Consider the following 21482-nt stretch of genomic DNA (forward strand, 5'->3'; position numbering starts at 1 on the left):
GCGACGCCGTGGGTCAGCCTTTCGATGTACTACCGCACGGCGATGCACGCCCCGGAGGTGACGTGGTCGGATGAGGCAGCAAGCGCCCCACCACCGCCGGACTCCGCGGAGGCACCACCCATGACGCAGCCCCCACGCCCGGATCTGCAGAAGGATCCGGCGCCCCCTTCCCCCTCGTCGCCCACGGTGCTGGCCTCCGACGCCGAGCGCGAGAACATGGTCGAACGCCTCAGAGAGGCCGCCGTGGAAGGCCGGTTAACCCTGGAGGAGCTGGCCGAACGGTCCGAGGCGGCCTATCTGGCCCGCACCCGCACGGAGTTGATGTCCGTCGGCCAGGATCTGCCGCAGGTGACACCCCCGGCGCCGCCGGGCCCCTCGGCGGGAGCGCGCACCTTCCGCGCCACCTTCGGCGACCTCGTCCACCGCAGCCCCGTGCTGGAACACGGCATCGAGGCGACCGCGGTCTTCGGGGATCTGACCCTGGACCTGTGCGCCTCCCCGGCACCGTCCACCGGTGAACTGACCATCGCGGCCCGTGCGATCGTCGGCGATGTGCATCTGCTGCTCCCGGAGGGCGTCCGGGTCGAGATGAACTGCAGCCAGGTCCTCGGTGATGTGCGCGATCTGACCCGGGCGCACGCCGGCCCCGAAGCCATCACCCCGCTCGTGCGCATCACCGGCGCCGCCGTCCTCGGTGACATCATCGTCGCCCACCCCGACAGCGACCGCCGCACGTACTGGCAGAAGTGGCTCGACGAGCGCCGCACCCGGACCTGACCGGAGGAGCAGCCGTGGCATCCGCTCAGACCCTGCCCCGCTCCGGACCGTCCGCTCCCCTGCCCGACGAGGGCCGGATCACGCTGCGGGCGAGCGCACGGCACATCGGCGCGCTGGTCCGCCGCAACCTCCTGCAGATCCGGCGGAACCCGACGGCGATGTCCGACGCGCTGCTGATGCCGGTCGTGCTGACCGTGCTGTTCGTCTTCGTCCTGGGCGGCTCGATCGACCCCGGCGGCGACCGTGTGCGCTACACCGCCTTCCTGGTGCCGGGGCTGATGGTGATCCTCGGCATGACCATCGCCATGGCCGTGGGCGTCGGCGTCAACGACGACTTCCGTACAGGCGTGATGGACCGCTTCCGCACGATGCCCATCGGCCGCTCCTCGGTGCTGGTGGCCAAGCTGGTGGTGGAGACCGGCCGGATGCTGGTGGCCATCACGGTGTTGCTGATCGTCGGCGCGGTGCTCGGCTTTGACGTCGCCGGGCACTGGCCGGGCCTGCTGGCCGCGACCGCCCTGACCGCCGCGTTCGGGACCTCGCTGGTGTGGACCTTCATGCTGCTGGGCCTGACCCTGCGCACCGCACAGGCCATCCAGGGGCTCTCGGTCCTGGTGCTGACCCCGCTGGAGTTCGGCTCCTCGATCTTCGTGCCGCCCTCGACCATGCCGGACTGGCTGTACACCTTCACCCGCTTCAACCCCCTGACCCACATGGCCGACGCGGCCCGCGGACTCGCCCTGGGCGAGGGCCCGGTGGCCGGCCCTGTGCTCTGGACGCTGGTGTGGTCGGTGGGGCTGACCGCCCTCACCGCCCCGGTGGCCGTCGCCAAGTTCCGCACCAAGACCTGACACCGATCCGTACGGAGCCGAGCGCCTCCCCCGGCACGCCCTCGGCGTGGCTCCCTCCGTACGAAGAAGTCGTGCCCGACTCCCTCCGGCACCCCCGGGCCGGAGGGCGCCGGGCACGCGCCCTCCCCGTCGGGGCCGCAGCTTCCTCGTGCCGCCCACCGGCCGCCGGCCCCGTGCCGGCAGCCCCTGATGGCGCTGACGGCGCTGATGGCTCTGACGGGTCCAGGGGCCCCAACGGCCCCAACGGCCCCAACGGCCCCAAGAGCCCTAATGGCCCTCGCGCTCCGGGAAGTCCCCCGCGGCGGCGGTCATCCCCGGCGGGGTGTCGGCGAGCGCGGTCGCCACCTCCACCACGGCGGTGGTCCCGGCCGCGACCTGCCGCCAGGCGTCCGCCAGTGCCCCGGGCAGCTCGTCGGCGTCCGTCACCCGCCGGTAGCCCAGGCCGTAGGCGGCGGCCAGGCCCTCGGTGCCGGTCGGGCGGGGCCGGGTGAAGGCGAAGCGCGAGCCGGCCGGAGAGACCCGGTCGAGGTTGGACTGCAGCCAGCCGTAACCGCCGTTGTCGAGGACGACATAGAGAACGGCGACGCCCGCGTCGGCGACGGTGGGCAGCTCGCCGCGGAAGAGGTTGAAGGCACCGTCACCGACCACCGCGACCACCGGCCGCCCGGCCGGTTCGGCCAGCCGTACGCCCACCGCGGCGGCCGCCCCGAAGCCGAGCGGGGTCTGCTCGCTGGGCACCACGGAACCGCCTGCGGACCCCAGCGACCAGTGCGGGAAGAAGTACGACCACATGTCCTGCAGGCCGTTCTCCTGCACCAGGACGCGGTCCGCGGGGAGCGCCCGGTCGAGGGCGGCCAGCACCCGGGCGACCGGTACGGCCCCCCCGGTCACCGTCTTGGCGGCCTCCTCGGCGCGGTCCGCGGCACGCCGCTCCAGCGCGGCCCGCGCCGTACGGACCCGGGCCGGCCAGGCACCCGTGGGCCGGTGCCCGGACAGCAGCCCCGTCCAGCCGTCGACGATCCGTCCGGCGTCGCCGAGCACATGGGCGCCGGGCCGCTCCATGGCCAGATTCTCCTCGCCCAGCACCGCCTGGATCACCGGGAGTTGCGCCGCCTCCTCCGGCCAGCCGAAGGTGGCGGTCTCCTCCAGGCGGCTGCCCAGCGCGATGACGAGGTCTGCCTCGCGCCACAGCGCGTCCATCGGGGCGACCGTGTAGAGGCCGCTGACGCCGCAGTGGAGCGGGTGGTCCTCGGCGACCGTGCCACGGCCGGAGGCGGTGCTGAAGAGCCCGGCGCCGAGCAGTTCGGCGAAGCGCTCGATACGGCGGCCGGTGTTGCGGTGCCGGGCGCCGCCGCCGACCAGCAGCAACGGCCGCTCGGCCGCGGCGATCCGGGCGGCGGTGGCGGCCAGCGCCTGAGGGTCGGGGGCGGGCCGTTGAGGCGTGGCCGGGCGCCACGGCCCGCTGCGGGTGACCGGTTCGGCGGCGATCTGCTCGGCGAGCTCCAGGTAGACCGGGCCCGGGGCGCCGTTGACGGCGAGCGCGGCGGCCTTCTCCAGGGCGCCGGGCAGCCGTGCGGCATGGTCGACACGGGTCGCCCACTTCACATACGGGCGGATCGCGGTCAGCTGGTCCAGCTCCTGGAAGGCGCCGGTACCGAGCCGGTCGAGCCGGGTGCCGTCGGCGATGAGGAGCAGCGGCACGGCGGCGGAGCGGGCCTCCAGGACGCCGGTGAGCGCATTGGTCAGCGCCGGCCCCTTGCCGATCACGCAGACGCCGGGGCGGCCGGCGGCGAGCGCGTAACCGGTCGCCATGAACAGGGCGTTGCGCTGATCGCGGCAGAGCACCACCTCGGTGTCGGACCGCTCCAGCTCGCCGAGCAGCGCCATGTCGTCGCCGGGCAGCCCGAACACCACCTCGGTGCCCAGGTGGTGGAGGTGGTCGGCGATCGCGGCCCAGGCGGTGGGGTGGCCGGTGGGGTGGGTCGTGAGGGTCATCGGCAGGCTCCCGGACCGTAGGCGGCGACGGCCTGGGAGATCAGTACGGGTTCGGCCCGCACGTCCTCGCCGTCGGCGATGTAGTTGGCCATCCGGCCGTAGCCGCCGAACGGGGCGTTGCCGTTGTCGATGGAGAGCAAGGTGGTGTCGAGGGTGACGGTGGTGCGCCGGCGCAGCGCCTCGACCAGGCCAGGGGCGTGGCCGTAGACGCTGGAGCCCAGGGCGCGTTCGGTGAACATGCCGGTGGTGAGGGTCGCGGCCAGCGCGTCCTCGTCGCGGTAGCCGGCGATGTTGAAGATCGGGGCGAAGAACTCCGGTACGTGGGTGCGCGGGGTGACCTCCGGACCGACGACGACGGTGGGGTCGAGCCGCCGGCCGCGGAAGTCGACATGCCCGCCGTGCACGATGCCACCGTGGTTGCGGGCGAGGAACTGCGCGCCGTCCTCCAGCGCGCTCTCGTAGAAGATCGGCCCGAAATCGGCGTCCGGGTCGGAGTAGGGGCCGTAGCGCAGCCCCTTCAGCTCGCTGACCAGGGTGTCGACGAACGGGTCGAGCAGCGACTCGTGGACGCTGAACAGGTCGGGGCCCAGGCAGTCCTGGCCGGTGTTGAGGACCCGGATGGCGATGGCGTCGCGGACCGCCTGCTCGACATCGGCGCCGGGGGCGACGACGAACGGGTTGACGCCGGAGCCGAGGAAGAGGAAGAGCTGCCCGGGGGAGAGCCGGGCGCGGATCTGTTCGGCGTTGGCGTAGGCGCCGGTGAAGACGACGACATCGGCGGGGCGGACGTGCTCGTGCAGGAACTCCCGCTGGCTGGCGCCGGTGAGGGTGATCGGCAGGCCGTGCCGCTCGGCGAGCAGGGTGTGCAGCCGCTGCATCTGGTCCTTGACCCGGCTGGAGGGACGGAAGACCAGCCGGTCGGTGTAGAGCGCAGGGACCAGGAGGTAGAGGGCGTAGGAGTAGAGGATGACGTTCGACGGCATGAAGGCGGCGAGGTGGGGGACCCGGCCGGGCCGGTGGGCGGCCACCTCGTCCAGGGCCCCGTCGAGGGTGGCGACGGTCGACTCGATCTCGTAGCGCGCGGCGCGGTGGGTGGAGATCTCGCACAGCAGCTCGTGCACGGTATCGGCGTCGTTCACCAGGAAGTCCCGGACCCGGTGCACGGCCGCCGCACGCCGGCTGTCGGTGCTGTCCTCCTCCGGCTCGGCGGCCACGGTCGGCCATGCGGGAGCGGAGCTCATATGTCCCTCCTCGGGGCGTAGTCCATGGAGGGTCAGCGTCAGCCAACTGTCATTTATTGTCAAGTAAAGTCATTACACTCGACTGCCCCATATGACAAGCGACCGCACTCCCGGCCGTGCCACGGGACCCCTCACACTCCCGCCCACCCCGGCGCGAAACCCCCGGGGCAACCTCTCATCTGTCGTAATACTCCCGCCCCGGCCACGGGAATGCCGGGCTCCGAAAGTGACAAAAAATGACTCCCGGCGCGGAGCCGGGTCGTTCACAAACGCCCCTGAGCAGGCCGGTGACGAGTAGACTCGCGGTCATTGCGTTCCGTCAGTCCGCAGCGTCCGAGCCCCCGTCACCGTCCGTCCGCCCCACTCAACTGCGAGCGATTTTCTTGACGATTGAGCAGCCTGCTTTCGGTAAGCGAGTGCGGGAGGTCCGGCGCTCCCAGGGTCTGTCCCAGGGGGACCTCGCCGGGGACGATCTCTCCCCCAGCTATGTCTCGCTGGTCGAGAACGGCCGCAGAGTCCCCGGCGCCAAGATCGCCCGGTCCCTCGCGCAGCGCCTGGGCACGACGGTCGAGGCGCTGTGCGCCACCGACGAGCCCGGCGACCGGCTGACCCGTCGCCTGGGTCTGGTCGGCCAGTTGGTGGCCGCCCGGTCCAGCCGGCTGGCCGGTGACTGGCCGGGCGCCCGGCGGCAGCTGGAGTCCGTGGTGGAGCAGGCCGGCACCGGTCACGACGAGGTGCGCTGGGAGGCGCGCTGGGAACTGGCGACCGTCCTCGGACAGCTCGACGACCCGGCCCGCCATGAAGCGGCGCTGCGCCACCTCCTCGACGACCCGCTCACCCGCTCCGCGCCGGTGCTGCACGCCCGCGTCGCCATCGAACTCGCCCAACTGCTGCGCGCCGCGGGCCGCCTCGCGGACGGGGTGCGCTTCGCCGAGGAGGCCGTCCGGATCACCGGCGAGCTGGAGCCCGGCCGCCCGGAGCGGGCGCAGGCCCGGATGACGCTGCTGTCGGTGTCCGTCGACAGCGGGGAGTGGAGCCGCGCCGGACAGCTCGGGGCGGAGCTGCAGGCGGAGATCGCCCCTCTCCCGGCCGGTGAACTGCGGGCCGGCGCGCTGTGGGCGGTGGCCGGTGCGCAGTATCTCGGCGGGCATCCCGAGCGGGCGCTGGAGCTGCTGGCCGAGGCGGAGCAGTTGCTCGCCACGACGGACGGGGTACGGCTGCGGCTGCAACTGGCCCGCGCCCGTGGGCTGCTGGCCTTCGCCGCGGGCCCGCCGGAGGAGGCCGACGCCCTGCTGGAGCGGGCCAGGCAGGCCGCCGCACTCGTCGACACCCCGGCCGCCAGGACCTGGCTCGCCGTCCTGGAGACGGCCGCGGCGCTGCGCCACCACCGGCCGGCGGCGGCCGCGGAGCACGCCGTCGCGATCGACCCCGACGCCGCCGGACTGACGCCCCTCGACCGTGCCCGCGCTCTGCTCCACCTCGCCCGCGCCCATCGCGCGGACGGCGGTGAGGAGGCCGCGGAGGCCGACTTCAAGGAGGCCGCCGAGGGCTACGAGCACGCCGGCGCCTTCCGGCTGGCGCTGGAGAGCTGGCGGGAGCTGAGCGCCGGCGGCCGAGCGGGCGAGGGCCCGGATCCCCACGCGGTGCTCATGCCGTAGAGCGGCGCCCGTGCCCCAGGGGAGCCGCCCTCCAGACGTCCCCCGCGTCCCCCTCCAGGCGTCCCCCTCTAGGCATCTCTCTTGGCGCTGCCCGCCTCGGCCGGTGCGTTGCCGTGTGTACCGGCGGGCTCGCACGCCGAGGTCGCCCGCCAGATGCGGACTCCGGGTGCCGGGGCCGAGGTCGCCGCGCAGGCCACGGTCTGCGGGCCCGCGGGCAGTTCGCGGACGTACGCCGTGCCGCCGGGGCCCGCGGCGGATCCGGGGATCACGATCTTGCCCTCCCGCGCACCGCTCAGCGCGTCGATCGCGTCGGCGGTGGCCAGCTCGCCGCGTCCGGTCAGCCGCAGTGCCGCTTCCTTACGGGTCCACAGCTGCGCCAGTCGCCGGCCCCGCCGGCCCGCCGGGGCCTCCTGGACATAGCCGCGCTCCAACGGGGTGAAGGGGAGCAGCAGTTCGCCGACCGGTCCGCGGGGCACGGTGTGCACGGACAGCGCCACCGGGAGGTCCCTGATCAGGGCCAGAAACCGACGGCCCGCATCCGCACCGGCGTCGAGGCAAAGGCGGGTGCCAGGTCGCCGGACGGCGGTGGCGGGCGGTTCGGCGCACACCGGTCGTCCGAAGCCGTCCCGGCTCATCCGAATATCGCCGGGGGAACAATGCAGCAGCCGGCCCAGAAATGCCGTTAAACAGTCGGGCTGTCGAATGTCAACGGGGACGTTCGAGAATATATGCAAAAAGCCGTCGGCTAATTCGGATGAGCGGGAAGGGTCCCAACATGCCTCCTCTCGGGGCGCGTTGGCCGGTCCGCCGTCATGGTTGAGCGAATGCGCGCCACAGGAAGGCTGGTCCCCCCGCATAGATCCCCTCGCACCATGTCTCCTTTCCGGACGGTCACATCCGAGAAAGCAGTGCACTGAGTCGATTTGATTTACACTCCGGAGATCTTCAAGGTATCCCTGGTCTATGCCTGCGTCAACAAGTGACGACCGAAAATCAACTTCGCTTTACCCGAGGGCATTACGAGATTTCGCCACCGTGCGGCCCCGACGCGACGCGGTGAACCCCGGGTGGCCGCAAGCCGAGAGCCGGTCACGCTTCCGTGGGCGGCAATCCGGCTGCTATTCACCTCCGTTGTGCGGGTGTCTTGTGGTGGTGCGCTCCTGCCGGTGCGGCACGGCCGGCAGGAGCGCACGGGCCGGCGGCCGCCCTCAGGACGCCGCCTGCTTCTCCACCCGGATCACTATGTCCAAAACCGTGCGCATGTCCTTCATCTCCTCTTCGGGCAGCTCGACCCCGAAGCGCTCCTCCGCCACGACGATGACCTCGGCCATCGCGAGCGAGTCCACATCCAACTCCTCGACCAGGGACTTCTCTTCGGTCACCTCGGCCGGGACCACTCCGGCCACCTCGTGCAGGATCTCGGCTAGCTGCGCAACGATCTCTTCGCGGGTCGGGACGGTCATGACGGTCACCTCTCTGTGGAGTGCGGGGTGGCGCAGGGTGGAGGGGCGGCCCGGAGGCCGTGCGGAGCGGCCGCGGCCCGGCCGGCGTCCTGCCGTGGGGCGGGCCGGCACCGACCGGCCGACGCGGCGTCCCGGCGCGCGGGCAGCACCGGGAAGTCCTGCGCGCCGGTAGGACGTCCGCGCCTCCATGACACCGGAGTCATTCTTTTGACTACACTTGACTGTTCCAGTCAACTGGAGGTCCGATAGGTTGTCAATGACGGCCTTTCAAGACCAAGCCAGGACAATGCTTCTGAGTTATCTTCAGTGACTCCGAAGTCGGGAATGAGTCAGACGGAGGAACCGCATGAGCGGTCTGCTCGACGGAAAGCAGCTGGTCATCACGGGTGTGATCACCGAAAGCTCGATCGCCTACGCGGTGGCCCGCCTCGCCCAGGAAGAGGGCGCCAAGATCGTCCTCACCGCCTACGGACGGCCGAGTCTGGTCGCCCGGCTCGCCCGGCGACTGCCGGAGGAGCCCCCCGTGGTGGAGCTGGACGTCACGGACGAAGAGCAGCTCAGCACCCTCGCCGACCGCGTCGGCGCGCACCTCGACGGCCTCGACGGCGTACTGCACTCCGTCGCCCACGCCCCCGCAGGCTGCCTGGACGGCGGCTTCCTGACCGCACCGTGGCGCGATGTCTCCGCCGCCCTGCACACCTCGACGTACTCCCTGGTGGCGCTGGCCATGGCCTGCCGGCCGCTGCTGCGCCCCGGGTCCTGTGTCGTCGGCGTCGACTTCGACGCCTCCCGCGCCTGGCCCGGCTACGACTGGATGGGCGTCGCCAAGGCGGGACTCGAGGCCTGCTCCCGCTATCTGGCGCGCGACCTCGGGGGCCAGGGCATACGGGCCAACCTCGTCGCGGCCGGCCCCCTGCGCACCCTGGCCGCGCGCGGTATCGGCGGTGACGGCCCGTCCTTCGAGAAGAGCTGGGCGGCCCGCGCCCCGCTCGGCTGGGATCCGCAGGACGCCGACCCGGTCGCCCGTACGTGTGTGGCGCTGCTGTCGGACTGGCTGCCCGCCACCACCGGCGAGATCGTGCACGCGGACGGCGGCCACCACATGATCGGCGACTGAGCGGCGATGGCGGAGAGTGCCGTGGCGGCGGGCGGAGCGGCGGCGGGCGGAGCGGCGGCGGGCGGAGCGGCGGCGGGCGGAGCGGCGGCGCCGACCACGCTGCACTGCGGCCCGTACGCCATCGAGCGGCTGCGGATCGCCGCCTTCGCCGCCGCGATCGGCGACCCCCACCCCGCGTACACGGACCCGGCCGCAGCCCGCGCCCTCGGCCACCCGGACATCATCGCCCCGCCCACCTACCTGGCCACCCTCGCCGGCCACGCCGAGGACCGACTCCTGCGCCTGCAACCGGCCTTCGTCACCACCGAGGGCACCGTGCACCGTGCGCAGACGCTGCGCCACGCCCGCCCCGCACACGCCGGCGACACCCTGCACGCGACCGTGCGCCTCACCGCCGCCACCCTCGCCGGCCGCCCCCTCCTCACCCTCGACTGCGAGTTCCGGGACGAGGGCGGTGCCCGGGTGGCCACCACCACGTCCTCGCTGCTGTGCCCGGCCACCGCACCGCGGCCCTCCCGGCGCCCGCCCGACACCACGGAATCGGACCACCCATGACCGACACCATCGCCCCTCCGGTCGCCGCCGCCCGGCTCGTCGACGGCACCGCTGCCCCGCTCGACGGCAGCGCGGCCCCGCCTGACGGCACCGGCCGCCTCGACGGCCCGACGCTCGGCCGCCGGATATCCACCACCGCACACGCCTTACGGCAGCTCGGCCTCCGCACCGGCGACCGGGTCCTGGTACAGGGCGACAACAGCGTCGACTATGTCGTCACCCTGCTGGCGCTGATGCATCTGGACACCTCGCTCATCCCGCTCGACCACCGGCTCTCCCGCGCCGACGCCGCCGCGGCCGGCCGCCAGGCCCGGGCCCGCTGGCTGGTCACCGCCGCCGACCACGCCACCGGCTTCCCCGGCATCCCCGACCGGCGCGTGATCCCCTACCCGCGGCCGGCCGCCGACGCCCCGGCGCCCCCGCCCGGCGCGGTCGGTCCGGCCTCCTGGTTCCGCCGCCCCGACGCCCTCGTCCTGTGGTCCTCGGGCACCACAGGACGGCCCAAGGGCATCATCAAGCCCGGCCGGGCCGTCCTCGACAATTCGCTGCGCACCATCCAGGCCATGGGCTACCGGGAGGACGACGTCCTCGCGCCCCTGCTGCCCTTCTCGCACCAGTACGGACTCTCCGTCATCCTGCTGTGGTGGCTGGCCCGTTGCACCCTGCTGGTCACCCCCTACCAGCGGCTCGACGCGGCCGTCGGCCAGGCCGCGGCCCACGGCGCCACCGCCGTGGACGCCGCCCCGTCCACGTACCACTCGCTCCTCGGCGTGGTGCGCCGCCGCCCGGAGGCACGGGCCGGACTCGCCGGGGTACGGCTCTGGGGCGTGGGCGGCGCACCGCTGCCCGCGCCGCTGGCCGAGGCCTTCCACAGGACAATGGGCCGCCCACTCCTGGACGGCTACGGTCTGACGGAACTCGGCAATGTCGCGCTGGCCACCCCGGACGCACCGCACGGCTGCGGGCGCCCGTTGCCCGGCGTTCGGGTGCGCGTCATGCGCCCCGACGGCACCGCTGCCGGCCCCGGCGAGCTCGGCGGCATCGAGGTGCGCTCACCCGGGCTGATGGCCGGCTATCTCCAGGAGGACGGCTCGCTCACGCCGGTCGCCCCGGACGCGTGGTATCCGACGGCCGACCTGGGCAGTGTCGACGCCGAGGGCACCGTACGGGTGGTGGGCCGCAATCAGGCTGTGCACCGGCTGGGCTTCACGCTCTACCCCGAGAGCCTGGAACGCCGTGCCGAGGCCTGTGGCCGGCCGGTGAAGGTACTGGCGGTCGAGGACCAACGCCGTGGCAGTGCACTGCACTTCGTGGTCGCCGACCCCGACGGGGAGGCTCCGCTCACCTGGCGCCGACGCCTCGCCGAACACCTCGCGGAGTATGAACAGCCCAATGCGGTCCATGTCGTCGACCACTTCCCGCTCACGGCCAACGGAAAGCCCGACACGCGTGCGCTGCGTGCGGAGCTCGGGCTGGAGCTGGGAGGGGGTCCGGGGACCGAGGCCCCGGTCGGGGGCTGAGCGGACGACTCCGGGTGTATGGCGGGTGGTTCAGGTCTGCGGGACCCCCGGGAAGTCCGGGTGGGTCAGTTCTGCGGGTGGGTCAGTTCTGCGGGTGGTTCACGTCTGCGGATGGGTCGTTCATGCCTGCGGATGGTTCACGTCTGCGGGTGGGTCATGGCTGCTGTTGTTTCACGTGGAACATGTCGGCCTGTGCTGCCTCGTCGACACCACTTCCTCGCACTTCCTCATCGACACCGCTTCCTCGCTTACGACGCTTCCTCGCCGACGTCCATGTCAGCGTGGGCTCGGCGTGAGCATCCGCTCTGCATGAGCGTTCGCTCGGCGGGAGTGTTCGCTCGGCGGGACTGTTCGCCGGAGCTGTCACGCGTCGTTGCGCCCTTTTCAGGGCCGGGTACCGGCGTCAGAACGGCTGGCGCCCGGTTCAGACGGCGCGAGCGGTGTGGGCATGGCGGCGGGCCGCCGGAATGGCCGCGGAGCGTGCGTCCGCCTCGGCACCGGCGTCCGGGCCGGTACCGACAGGGACGGAGGCAGGGGCCGGGGCAGGAGCCGGGGCCGGGGCCGGGGCGGCGAACTCGTCGGCCGTCGGCTCGGTGCGGGAGCGGAGGCGGGTACGCAGACCGGGCGAGGTGCCGTGTGCCTCGGCGCTGATGCGCTGCTTGATCGTCGGCGGCAGCTCGGGCCGGGCGAACATCCGCCGGGCCGGGCCGGCTTGGCAGTACAGCGGTAGCGGTACGGCGCGCGGAGCGGGCACAGCAGGGGTTCCCGTGCCTGGACCGCGATCCGGTGCGGCGCAGCTCACCTCCTCCGGGGCCTCGGCATCGGGGGCGTCGGTGCCCGCGTTTCCGTTGCCCAGGGTCCGCTCGTACAGTGCGGCATCCCGGCGCGCGGCCGAGGCCGCCGCGGAGACACCCAGTGCTGCCAGCAGCTTGCCCAGCATGGCAAGGCACACCGCCCAGAACTTCATGACCTTGGTCGCAGCCATGGCCCCTCACTTTCGGTCAGGATCTCCCCGAGAGATCCACTGCGTCTGCTTCGTTGTGCTTTCTCAGTTGCTTCGCTTCGGTTGCTTCGCTTCAGTTGCGCCGCTTCCGGTGCACCGCTTGGATGGCGTCGCTTCTGTTGCGTTTTCTTATGATGAGTACGCAATGGGAGGATTCATGGACCGACGCCCCCGGATCGGCGTTCTTCCGATGAACACCACCCGTACGCAGTAGCCACAGCCGTCGGACGGCAGGCCGGCGGTGGGTCGCAGCCGCCGGTCAACCGATCGGTTGATGCCGTTCCGAGCGGGATGGGCGATGTGCCAGCGGGTGCATCGGGCGGATTCTCGGGTTATGGCAATCATCGAAGTCACCGGGCTGCGCAAGGTCTACGGGGGCCGGGCCGTGGTCGACGAGGTCTCCTTCGCCGTACAGGAGGGGGAGATCTTCGGCGTCCTCGGCCCGAACGGCGCCGGCAAGACGACGACCGTCGAATGCATCGAGGGCCTTCGTGTCCCGGACGGCGGGGCGGTGCGCGTGGGCGGGCTGGATCCGGTCGCCGACCACGACCGGGTCACCCAGATCCTGGGCTGCCAGCTGCAGGAGAGCGAGCTGCAGAGCAAGCTCACCGTGCAGGAGGCGCTGGAGCTCTACGCCGCCTGCTATCCGCACCCGGCCGACTGGCGGCAGCTGGTCGAACGGCTCGGCCTCACCGACCGGCTCTCCGCCCGCTTCGGCAAGCTCTCCGGCGGCCAGAAGCAGCGGCTGTTCATTGCGCTTGCGCTGATCGGCAATCCGCGGGTGGTGGTGCTCGACGAGCTGACCACCGGCCTCGATCCGCGGGCCCGCCGGGACACCTGGCAGCTGATCGAGGAGGTGCGTGCCTCCGGGGTGACGGTGCTGCTGGTCACGCACTTCATGGAGGAGGCCGAGCGGCTGTGCGACCGGATCGCGGTGATCGACGGCGGCCGGATCGCCGCGCTGGACACCCCGGCGGGTCTGATCGGCAAGGCCTCCCGGTCCGTCGTCATCTCCTTCACGCCGTCGGCACCGCTCGACCCGGCCGAGCTGGCGGCGCTGCCACAGCTCGGGTCAGTGGAACGGAGCGGACGGACCGACGGACGGACCGACGGACGGACCGACGGGCGGACCGACGGGCGGGGTGCGCCGGGGTCCGCCGGTGAGCGGCTGGTGATCCACGGGACGGACGCCACCGTCGACGCGGTGATCTCCCTGCTGGCCCGGCACCGCATCACCGCACGGCAACTACGGGTCGGCGACGCCACGCTCGACGACGCCTTTCTCGATCTGACCGCGCAGGAAGCCTGAGGTGCCCGCCATGCCCGCCACACCCACCATGTCCGCCCCGGCACACCCGCCTGCACCGCCGAAGGCCCGGGCCGCCGCCTCGCGCGCCGTCCTGAAGACCGAGGCCCGGCTGTTCCTGCGCGAGCCCGGGTCGCTGTTCTGGATCCTGGTCTTCCCGACCCTGCTGCTGACCATCCTCGGCCTGATCCCCTCTTTCCGGGAGGCCAGTCCCTCGCTGGGCGGCCGGCGGGTCATCGATCTGTACGTTCCGGTGGCCCTGCTGCTCGCCGCGATCACCACCGGAGTCCAGGTGATGCCCGCGGTGCTGACGGGCTATCGGGAGCGCGGCATCCTGCGCCGGATGTCGACGACCCCGGTGCGGCCCGCGGCGCTGCTCGGCGCGCAGATCGCCCTGCACGGTACGGCCACCGTGGTCTCCATGGCGCTGGCGCTCACCGTCGGCCGGCTCGCCTTCGGTGTGGCGCTGCCCGGGCAGCCTGCCGGCTATGTGCTGGCAGCCGTCCTGACCCTGTGCAGCGCGCTTGCCCTGGGCTGCCTGCTCTGTGCGCTCTCCCGGACCACCAAGGCGGCGAGCGTGGCCGGCTCGGCGGTGTTCTTCCCGATGATGTTCACGGCGGGCGTGTGGGGTCCCGTCCAGTCGATGTCGGAAACGCTGCAGCAGATCGTCCAGTTGCTGCCGTTCGGCGCCGCCTCACAGGCACTCGCCCAGGCCTCGTCCGGCCACTGGCCCGGCTGGTCGCATCTCGCCGTGCTGGCGGTGTGGACCCTCGTTCTGGGCGGGGTCGCCAGGCATCGCTTCCGGTGGGAGTGAGGGTGGCAAGCGGAGTATGGGTGTCCGCACGCCGCCCGGGGGACACTGCCCGCATGGCAAGCGTCGACAGCAAGGGCCGGACCGCGGGACCCCTCGCCGGCCGACCGGTGCCGCACACCCCTGCCGGCTTCGTGCAGCCCCGCAGCTCCGCGCAGCAGGCGTGGGACCGCAACTTCCGGCGGTGGGGCGGCTACCCGTTGCTCGGCCTCGGGGTCCTGACCTCGGCCGCGTCGGCGGATCAGCTACTGCCGGGACAGGAGGCCTGGGCAGCGGGGGTACTGGTGGCGGCGGCGCTGGCGCTCCAGGTGTGGTGGAGCCGGGCCGGCTACCGGCTGCCCGCGCAGGCACCGGCAGGTGAGGTCTACTACTTCGTCCGCTTTCTGCTCGCCTTCACGCTGACCTGGCTGAATCCCTTCTTCGCGATCTACGCGGTGCTCGGCTACTTCGATGCTTCGCAGTTGCTGCGGCCGCGTTTCGTCGGCGCGGGGCTGCTGGCCACCGCGGTGGTCATGTCCGGGTCGCAGTCCGGTGGGCTTCCCCCGGCGAGCGCCGTGAACTGGGTGGCGTTCGGGCTGCTGTTCGTCCTCAACGCCCCCCTGGTCCTGGTCTTCAGCCGGATCGCCGTCCAGGAGGCCGAGCACGCCGCGGCGAATGCCGCCACCATCGCCGAGCTGGAACGCACCAACGCCCGGCTGGAGTCGGCGCTGGAGGAGAACGTCGGCCTCCACGCTCAACTGCTGGTCCAGGCGCGGGAAGCGGGCATCGCCGATGAGCGCCGCCGGCTGGCCGCGGAGATCCATGACACTCTCGCGCAGGGCCTGGCCGGCATCATCACCCAGCTGGAGGCCGCCACCGAGAGCAGCGATCCGGCCGCCGCCCGCGGGCACGCCCGGCGCGCCGTGGCGCTGGCCCGCGACAGCCTCGGCGAGGCCCGTCGCTCGGTGCACAACCTGGGCCCCGGCCTGCTGGAACATGCCGCGCTGCCGGATGCCCTGCGCAACACCGTCGAGGAGTGGTCGGCCCTGGCAGGCGTACGCGCCGAGTTCACGGTCACCGGGACCGCCGAGCCGCTGCACGACGAGGTCGAGGCCACTCTGCTGCGGATCGCCCAGGAGTGCCTGGCCAACGCCCGTCGGCACGCGGCCGCTTCACGTGTCGGCGTCACCCTCTCGTACATGGGGGACGAGGTGACACTGGACATCCGCGACGACGGCCGTGGCTTTGACCCGGCGGCGCTGCCGCCCCGTGAGCGCACCGGCGGCTTCGGCCTCGGCGGGATGCGGGCACGTGCCGAACGGATCGCGGGCGCCGTCGGCATCGAGTCCGAACCTGGCCAGGGAACAGCCGTCTCCGCACGCGTACCGTTGGTCCGCCATGGCTGAACACACCGAGCGAACCGAGTCCGGCGAGCGCACCGGCACGGCCGCCCTCGTCACCGTCCTGATCGTCGATGACCACCCCGTCGTCCGGGACGGTCTGCGCGGCATGTTCGCCTCCGCCGCCGGCTTCGAGGTGCTGGCCGAGGCCGGCAACGGCATCGAGGGCGTGGAGCTCGCCGCCCGCCTCGACCCCGATGTGGTCCTGATGGACCTGCGGATGCCGGGCGGCGGCGGGGTCGCGGCCATCACCGAGCTGGCGCGCCGGGCGCCGCGCTGCAAGGTACTGGTGCTCACGACCTACGACACCGACTCCGACACCCTGCCGGCGATCGAGGCCGGCGCCACCGGCTATCTCCTCAAGGACACCCCACGCGAGGAGCTGTTCACGGCCGTCCGTGCGGCGGCCGAGGGCCGTACGGTGCTCTCGCCCGCGGTCGCCTCCCGTCTGGTCTCACGGGTCAGGTCACCGGGCAACGAACCGCTCAGCGCCCGCGAGCGCGAGGTGCTGGCACTCGTCGCGAAGGGCACCTCGAACCGTGAGATCGCCGCCGAGCTGTTCATCAGCGAGGCGACGGTCAAGACCCATCTGACGCATATCTACGGCAAGTTGGGCGCCAAGGACCGGGCCGCGGCGGTGGCGGTGGCGTACGACCGGGGGATTCTCGGCTAGCGGCGCCCCGGTGCGGCCTCACCCCCGGCGGGAGCGGCGTCGTCCTCGGGCGGCGCGGCGTCGTCCTCGGGCGTAGTCCTCGTGCTCGGGCGTAGCGGTCGTTTCACGTGAAACGACCGCAGCGCGCTGCCCGCCGCCTCCCCGTGATCCCGCTCAGGCCGGGGTCAGCTCCCCCGTGCGTGCCATCTCCGCCATCATGCGAACGGCCTCCGGCTCGGGGGTGCCGGGCGGGATGATCAGCAGGTCCCAGCGGCCGTGACCGGGGGAGACCAGGCAGATGGTGTCCGGGCCCGGACGGCCGGTGGTTCTGCGCAGGCGCACGACATGACCCTCGACGAGGGTATGGGCGGGGAGAGCGGACCAGGGCGCGCCGTTCACCGTGGCGTGGGTGATCCGGGGCCAGTCGAAGGGGAGCGCGGCCAGCAGCTCGGGGAGTTCGGCCAGCAGGTCGGCCGAGTGGGGCCACCAGATGCCGTCGATGCACCGCACCGTATCGGTGTGCGGGGCGATGGTCAGTCGGGCGACGAGCGGTGGCGCGTGATGCGCATGGTGCAGGGGAGGGGCTGGATGGGGATCCCCGGCGATGGTCATACGGTGCTCCTGACGCGGCGGTCCGCCACCCGTGCCGGGTCGGGCCAGCGCACGTCCCAGACCCAGCCGAGGCGTTCGAAGAGCCGGATGACGGCGGCGGACACATCGAGCTGACCGCGGTCGACGCCGTGCCGGGCGCAGGTCGGGTCGGCGTGGTGCAGGTTGTGCCAGCTCTCACCGAACGACAGCAGGGCCAGGGGCCACAGGTTCGTCGCCCGGTCGTGCCGCCGGGTGCGGAACGGCCGCTCCCCGATGACATGGCAGAGCGAATTGACGCTCCAGGTGACGTGGTGCAGCAGCGCGATCCGGAGGAACCCGGCCCACAGCAGGGCGGTCAGCGCGGTGACCCAGGAGCCGCCGAGCGCCCAGCCCAGCCCGAACGGCAGGGCGAGGGTGAGCAGACACAGCAGCGGGAACGCCCGGTCGACCGCGCGGATCCCGGGGTCGGCGAGCAGATCGGGCGCAAAGCGCCGGTGCGAGGTGGGGTCGTTGCCGAACAGCCAGCCGATGTGCGAGTGCACCAGTCCGCGCAGCTGACCGCGCAGGCTGGTGCCGTAGCGGTAGGGGGAGTGCGGATCGCCGGGCCGGTCGGTGTAGGCGTGGTGGCGACGGTGGGTGGCGACCCAGTCGATGACATCGCCTTGGAAGCTGAGCGAGCCCGCGAGGGCGAGCGCCACACGCAGTGCAGGGGTGGCGGTATAGCTGCCGTGGGTGAGGCCGCGGTGGAAGCCGACGGTGACGCCCAGGCCGCTGATGACGTAGAAGACGGCCAGCAGAACGAGATCGGTGAGGTGGACGACGCTGCCCCAGAGGAGGGGGATGGCGACGGCCAGGCCGACGAACGGGGCGATGACGATGAGGGCGGTCACCGTGACGTACATCCGCCGGCCGGGGGTCGGCGGGGGCTCGGTGCCGCTGTCGGGGAACGGGGAGGTCCCGTCGTAGTCCCGTGCCGACGGGTCGCCTCGGGCGGTGGACGTCACGGGTCGCCACCTGCCTTGTCCGGTGGCGTCGGCGGGCCGCCCTGCGGCGGTTCGGCCACCGGCGGTTCGGCCACCGGCGGTCCGGCCACCGGCGGTCCGGGGTGGGCATCGTCGTGCGGCTGATTGTGCTTGCGGTCCCGCAGCGAATGCCTCCAGTCCGCGTAGCGGTGGGGGGCCATCCGTCCGGCTCCCTGGGCATTGACCCGGGCGATGAACAGCGCCCCCAGCGCGACCAGCGCCAGCAGCACGATCACGGTCCACAGCGTCTGCATGGTGCTCACCTCACCGAATGCGCGCCTCCCCGGCTCCCTGGGCGTCCCCAGGCGCCCTCGGCGCCCTCGGCATCCTTCGGCGTTCCGGTGCTTCCAAGGTACCCCGCAGGAGACCGGTACATCCCGTTGTGAGTAGTTATGGGGGAGAGAGGGCGAGGCGACGGAGAGAAGGGAGGCGAGTCGAGGTGGCGGGCCTGCCGTGCGGGTGGCGCCCAGGGCGGGGCGAGGGCAGGGCGAGGGCGGGGGGGAAGGTGAGGCGAAGCTGGGGCGGGGCGGGGCGAAGGCGCGGCGAACGCTACGGAGCCGTAGATCCCGCGCCCGCTCCCGCGCCCTCCCCCGGCACCGAAGTCAGCCGCTCAGACGTTGACGCCGAAGTCCGCCGCGATGCCCGCCAGGCCGGATGCGTACCCCTGGCCCACGGCGCGGAATTTCCACTCCGCACCGCTCCGGTAGAGCTCACCGAAGACCATCGCGGTCTCGGTCGAAGCGTCCTCGCTCAGGTCGTAGCGGGCCAGCTCCGCCCCGTCCGCCTGGTTGACGACGCGGATGAAGGCGTTGCGGACCTGGCCGAAACTCTGTCCCCGGCTCTCGGCGTCGTGGATGGAGACCGGGAAGACGATCTTTGCGACCTCGGCGGGCACCGTGGACAGCGTGACCTCGACGGACTCGTCGTCCCCCTCGCCCTCGCCGGTCAGGTTGTCACCGGTGTGCCGCACCGAGCCATCGGGGCTGGTGAGGTTGTTGTAGAAGACGAAGTGGGCGTCGGAGACGACCTTGCCCGCCTCGGTGCACAGCAGCGCGCTGGCATCCAGGTCGTAGTCCGCGCCCGTCGTCGTCCGTACGTCCCAGCCGAGGCCGACCGTGACTGCGGTCAGTCCGGGCGCTTCCTTCGACAGCGAGACGTTGCCGCCCTTGGCCAGCGAGACTCCCATGGCTTCCCTCCAGGTGTTGCCTGCATTCCGGGTGAGCCTCAAAATCTACAGGAGTGTAGAAGTAAGCGGCCGGAATCCGTGGCGTCCGGCGACGGATCCGAGCGGGCCATCGCCCGGATCCGGCCGCTCAGTAAGATGCCCCGACGTCCCGGCCAGCGGGACACCCGGAGCGACGGGAGGCGACGGCATGGGCGGGAAGACCTTCGGGAACTTCGGCGGCGCCGGACGGGAACGCGCCCGCAAGCGGGGGCAGGGCCAGCTGGAGGCCCAGGTGCTGGCCGCGCTGCACCACGCGCCGGGACCGGCCACCGCCGCCTGGGTACAGGAACGGCTCGGCGACGACCTCGCCTATACGACCGTGATGACGATCCTCTCCCGGCTGCACGCCAAGCAGGCCGTCACCCGCGAGCGGTCCGGCCGTGCCTACGTCTGGACCCCGGCCGCCGACGAGGCCGGGCTCGCCGCACTACGGATGCGCCGCGTCCTGGACGGCGAACCGGACCGGGACGCCGTACTCACCAGCTTTGTCTCCGCGCTCTCCGCCCACGACGAGCAAGTGCTGCGCACCCTCCTCGACCGCGATGCGGCTGACGGCCCCACGACGGCCGATGACCCCACGACGCCCGACGCCCCCACGACCGCCGACGGCCCCACGACGGCCGACGGCCCGGCCCGCGCGGAGAAGCCCGGCCCGGCCCGCACCGAGGAGCCCGGCGCGGCCCCGCCCCCGCCCATGTCCCCGGCCCCCGGCCGGCACCACCCCTCGGACGAAGCGCGCGGAGGCTGACCGGTGGGCGTCTTCGTGTTCCTGCCGCTCGTCCTGCCGCTCACCGCCCTGCCGATCGCCCGGCTCGCGGAGCAGCACCTGCACCCCCGCGCCACCACCCGCCTGCTGACCCTCCTCGCCGCGGTCCTCGGCCTGTGCAGCACGCTGTGCCTGGGCCTGCTGGTGGTCGTCGGCACCGCCCAACTGCGCGGCAATCCGCTGCCCGACGGCTGGTCGAACCCTCAGGTGCGGGCCGCGGTCCCGTTCGCCGAGGTCGCGGGCGTCGCCGCGATGCCCCTGCTGGCCACCGCGCTCACCGTGTGCGGCGCGGCGCTTCGCCGGCACCGCCGCATCCGGGCCCGTACCCACCGTGCGCTGAACGGGCTGCCGGCCGACGCCGATCCCGCGGTGCTGCCGGACGACGAGCCCTATGCCTACGCCGTGCCCGGCACTCCGGCCCGCCCCGGACGCCCCGCCAGGCCCGGCCGGGTCGCGGTCTCCCGCGGGATGCTGCGCAGCCTGGACGGCGACGAGCGGCGGGCCCTGTTCGCCCATGAGCGCGCACACCTGCACTGCCGCCACCACCGCTATCTGCTCGCCGTACGCCTGGCCGGCTGCGTCAACCCGCTGCTGCTGCCGCTGCGTTCCGCGGTCGCCTTCGCCACCGAGCGCTGGGCGGACGAGGAGGCGGCGCAGGTGGTCGGCGACCGGCGGCTGACCGCGCGTGCGGTGGGCAAGGCGGCGCTGGTCACCCGGTCCGCACCGGAACCGGGGCTGGCGCACTTCGCGGCGCCCGAACCGGGGCCGGTGCCGCGCCGGGTGGTGGCGCTGCTCGGGCCCGTGCCGCCGGCCCGCCACTGGCCGCCGGCGCTGACCCCGGCCGGTCTGGCGGCCCTGGTCGCCGCGGCGGGCACGGCCGCCTCCGCCGTCTCCGCACTCAACGCCGCGGTAGCGCTGTTCGTTGTTCTGAAGGCAGCAACGCCCCTCTAGGGGCACACTGACCCTTGACCCTCACGGGGCACGCACGGCGCACCCGCGCTGTGCGTACGCCGTACCGGACAACTTCTACAGCGCTGTAGACCTTCCCGGTACAGTGACGCGCACATGCGCAACAGGCGCGGCCGGAGGGGGAGATGGCAACGAGGTGCGGACTCCTGACCTGGGACTGCCCGCCTCCAGAGGCGGAGGTGCGATGGGTTTATCAGCCGGTGGAGGTCCAATACCCGGACGGCGAATGGACATTGGGCCGCATCACCGCCTGGTGGACGGACGGCGCGGGCGAGTTGTGGTGCCGGCTGCGCACCCTGCCCGGCAGCGCAAGCGCGTGTCCGCAGTGGCTGCGGTACGACCCCGAGTCCATACTGCTGCTGCCCAGCACCGGCATCTGACCCGCCCTCTCCTGCCGCCACGGCCGCCACGGCCGACGCTGACGGCACCTTCAGCGCTGCCGACACCGTTGGCACTGCCGTCACAGCGGCCCCTGCCGCCACAGCCGGCACCGTCAGCCGCCGCTGCCGCGCCCTCCCCCCTAGAGCACCGCTCGCCTCACCAGTATCAGAAGGACCAGAAGGGCCATCGGCGTGCATGAC

At 72.7% G+C, this 21482-nt stretch carries 21 protein-coding genes and 1 pseudogene; 13 read left to right on the top strand and 9 right to left on the bottom strand.

Annotated features, from left to right (window positions below):
* The first annotated feature begins 120 nt into the window (after positions 1–120).
* The gene (locus ACGFR7_RS10435; RefSeq protein WP_393315852.1) at positions 121–777 is read left to right on the top strand and encodes a DUF1707 domain-containing protein; all 657 of its coding nucleotides are present in this window, start codon (positions 121–123) and stop codon (positions 775–777) included.
* A 14-nt stretch (positions 778–791) separates the two neighbouring features.
* Positions 792–1628, top strand: a complete 837-nt coding sequence (locus tag ACGFR7_RS10440; protein ID WP_393315855.1) for an ABC transporter permease — start codon at positions 792–794, stop codon at positions 1626–1628.
* Positions 1629–1895: 267 nt separating this feature from the next.
* Here the strand turns inward: ACGFR7_RS10440 and ACGFR7_RS10445 are convergent, their stop codons facing one another.
* Together ACGFR7_RS10445 and ACGFR7_RS10450 are read right to left on the bottom strand one after the other, a co-directional pair.
* Entirely contained in the window at positions 1896–3623 is a 1728-nt protein-coding gene (locus ACGFR7_RS10445) for a thiamine pyrophosphate-binding protein (RefSeq protein ID WP_393315858.1), read from the bottom strand.
* Positions 3620–4864, bottom strand: a complete 1245-nt coding sequence (locus tag ACGFR7_RS10450; protein ID WP_393315861.1) for an aldehyde dehydrogenase family protein — start codon at positions 4862–4864, stop codon at positions 3620–3622. Before ACGFR7_RS10450 ends, ACGFR7_RS10445 begins: the two co-directional genes overlap by 4 nt.
* A gap of 416 nt (positions 4865–5280) precedes the next feature.
* Between ACGFR7_RS10450 and ACGFR7_RS10455 the strand changes: the two genes are divergently transcribed.
* Positions 5281–6522, top strand: coding sequence for a helix-turn-helix domain-containing protein (locus ACGFR7_RS10455; protein WP_393315863.1), 1242 nt, complete (start codon positions 5281–5283; stop codon positions 6520–6522).
* Between the two features lie 68 nt (positions 6523–6590).
* On the opposite strand, the gene ACGFR7_RS10460 is transcribed toward ACGFR7_RS10455, so the two are convergent.
* Together ACGFR7_RS10460 and ACGFR7_RS10465 are read right to left on the bottom strand one after the other, a co-directional pair.
* Positions 6591–7157 carry a hypothetical protein gene (locus ACGFR7_RS10460; protein ID WP_393315866.1) on the bottom strand — a complete coding sequence of 189 codons (567 nt, stop codon included), beginning with the start codon at positions 7155–7157 and terminating at the stop codon, positions 6591–6593.
* 573 nt (positions 7158–7730) lie between these two features.
* Positions 7731–7985 carry an acyl carrier protein gene (locus tag ACGFR7_RS10465; protein WP_393315869.1) on the bottom strand — a complete coding sequence of 85 codons (255 nt, stop codon included), beginning with the start codon at positions 7983–7985 and terminating at the stop codon, positions 7731–7733.
* A gap of 346 nt (positions 7986–8331) precedes the next feature.
* On the opposite strand from ACGFR7_RS10465, the gene fabI reads away from it, so the two are divergent.
* Genes fabI through ACGFR7_RS10480 form a run of 3 tightly spaced genes read left to right on the top strand, consistent with a single transcriptional unit; the run spans position 8332 to position 11177 of the window.
* Entirely contained in the window at positions 8332–9102 is a 771-nt protein-coding gene (gene fabI / locus ACGFR7_RS10470; RefSeq protein ID WP_393315872.1) for an enoyl-ACP reductase FabI, read from the top strand.
* A gap of 6 nt (positions 9103–9108) precedes the next feature.
* A complete protein-coding gene (locus ACGFR7_RS10475) occupies positions 9109–9657 on the top strand; it encodes a MaoC family dehydratase (protein WP_393315875.1) in 549 nt (182 codons plus the stop codon).
* Entirely contained in the window at positions 9654–11177 is a 1524-nt protein-coding gene (locus tag ACGFR7_RS10480; RefSeq protein WP_393315877.1) for a class I adenylate-forming enzyme family protein, read from the top strand. Before ACGFR7_RS10475 ends, ACGFR7_RS10480 begins: the two co-directional genes overlap by 4 nt.
* A gap of 424 nt (positions 11178–11601) precedes the next feature.
* Here the strand turns inward: ACGFR7_RS10480 and ACGFR7_RS10485 are convergent, their stop codons facing one another.
* Positions 11602–12162, bottom strand: coding sequence for a DUF6344 domain-containing protein (locus ACGFR7_RS10485; RefSeq protein WP_393315880.1), 561 nt, complete (start codon positions 12160–12162; stop codon positions 11602–11604).
* A gap of 352 nt (positions 12163–12514) precedes the next feature.
* On the opposite strand from ACGFR7_RS10485, the gene ACGFR7_RS10490 reads away from it, so the two are divergent.
* Genes ACGFR7_RS10490 through ACGFR7_RS10505 form a run of 4 tightly spaced genes read left to right on the top strand, consistent with a single transcriptional unit; the run spans position 12515 to position 16349 of the window.
* Positions 12515–13489, top strand: coding sequence for an ABC transporter ATP-binding protein (locus tag ACGFR7_RS10490; protein ID WP_393315883.1), 975 nt, complete (start codon positions 12515–12517; stop codon positions 13487–13489).
* Between the two features lie 10 nt (positions 13490–13499).
* Positions 13500–14300, top strand: coding sequence for an ABC transporter permease (locus tag ACGFR7_RS10495; RefSeq protein WP_393315886.1), 801 nt, complete (start codon positions 13500–13502; stop codon positions 14298–14300).
* Between the two features lie 53 nt (positions 14301–14353).
* A complete protein-coding gene (locus tag ACGFR7_RS10500) occupies positions 14354–15682 on the top strand; it encodes a sensor histidine kinase (protein WP_393315889.1) in 1329 nt (442 codons plus the stop codon).
* Positions 15675–16349, top strand: coding sequence for a response regulator (locus ACGFR7_RS10505; RefSeq protein WP_393315892.1), 675 nt, complete (start codon positions 15675–15677; stop codon positions 16347–16349). Before ACGFR7_RS10500 ends, ACGFR7_RS10505 begins: the two co-directional genes overlap by 8 nt.
* 153 nt (positions 16350–16502) lie before the next feature.
* Here ACGFR7_RS10505 and ACGFR7_RS10510 read toward each other — a convergent pair whose 3' ends face one another.
* The 4 genes from ACGFR7_RS10510 to ACGFR7_RS10525 all read right to left on the bottom strand — a co-directional run bounded on the left by ACGFR7_RS10510 (position 16503) and on the right by ACGFR7_RS10525 (position 19127).
* Entirely contained in the window at positions 16503–16940 is a 438-nt protein-coding gene (locus tag ACGFR7_RS10510) for a DUF5994 family protein (protein WP_393315895.1), read from the bottom strand.
* Positions 16937–17923, bottom strand: a complete 987-nt coding sequence (locus ACGFR7_RS10515) for an acyl-CoA desaturase (RefSeq protein ID WP_393315898.1) — start codon at positions 17921–17923, stop codon at positions 16937–16939. Before ACGFR7_RS10515 ends, ACGFR7_RS10510 begins: the two co-directional genes overlap by 4 nt.
* Positions 17920–18195 carry a hypothetical protein gene (locus ACGFR7_RS10520; RefSeq protein WP_393315901.1) on the bottom strand — a complete coding sequence of 92 codons (276 nt, stop codon included), beginning with the start codon at positions 18193–18195 and terminating at the stop codon, positions 17920–17922. The genes ACGFR7_RS10515 and ACGFR7_RS10520 overlap by 4 nt, the downstream gene beginning before the upstream one ends.
* A gap of 356 nt (positions 18196–18551) precedes the next feature.
* Positions 18552–19127, bottom strand: coding sequence for a TerD family protein (locus tag ACGFR7_RS10525; RefSeq protein WP_350251949.1), 576 nt, complete (start codon positions 19125–19127; stop codon positions 18552–18554).
* 187 nt (positions 19128–19314) lie between these two features.
* On the opposite strand from ACGFR7_RS10525, the pseudogene ACGFR7_RS10530 reads away from it, so the two are divergent.
* The 3 genes and pseudogenes from ACGFR7_RS10530 to ACGFR7_RS10540 all read left to right on the top strand — a co-directional run.
* Positions 19315–19719 (top strand): annotated as a pseudogene (locus tag ACGFR7_RS10530) (BlaI/MecI/CopY family transcriptional regulator); the annotation flags it as partial.
* 198 nt (positions 19720–19917) lie between these two features.
* The gene (locus ACGFR7_RS10535) at positions 19918–20883 is read left to right on the top strand and encodes a M56 family metallopeptidase (protein ID WP_393315904.1); all 966 of its coding nucleotides are present in this window, start codon (positions 19918–19920) and stop codon (positions 20881–20883) included.
* Between the two features lie 197 nt (positions 20884–21080).
* Positions 21081–21281 (top strand): hypothetical protein, encoded by a 201-nt coding sequence (locus ACGFR7_RS10540; protein WP_393315907.1) that lies wholly within the window; start codon positions 21081–21083, stop codon positions 21279–21281.
* The last annotated feature ends 201 nt before the right edge of the window (positions 21282–21482 follow it).

Origin of the sequence: Streptomyces sp. NPDC048516 (assembly GCF_043199875.1) — a bacterium.
Taxonomy (GTDB): Bacteria; Actinomycetota; Actinomycetes; order Streptomycetales; family Streptomycetaceae; genus Streptomyces.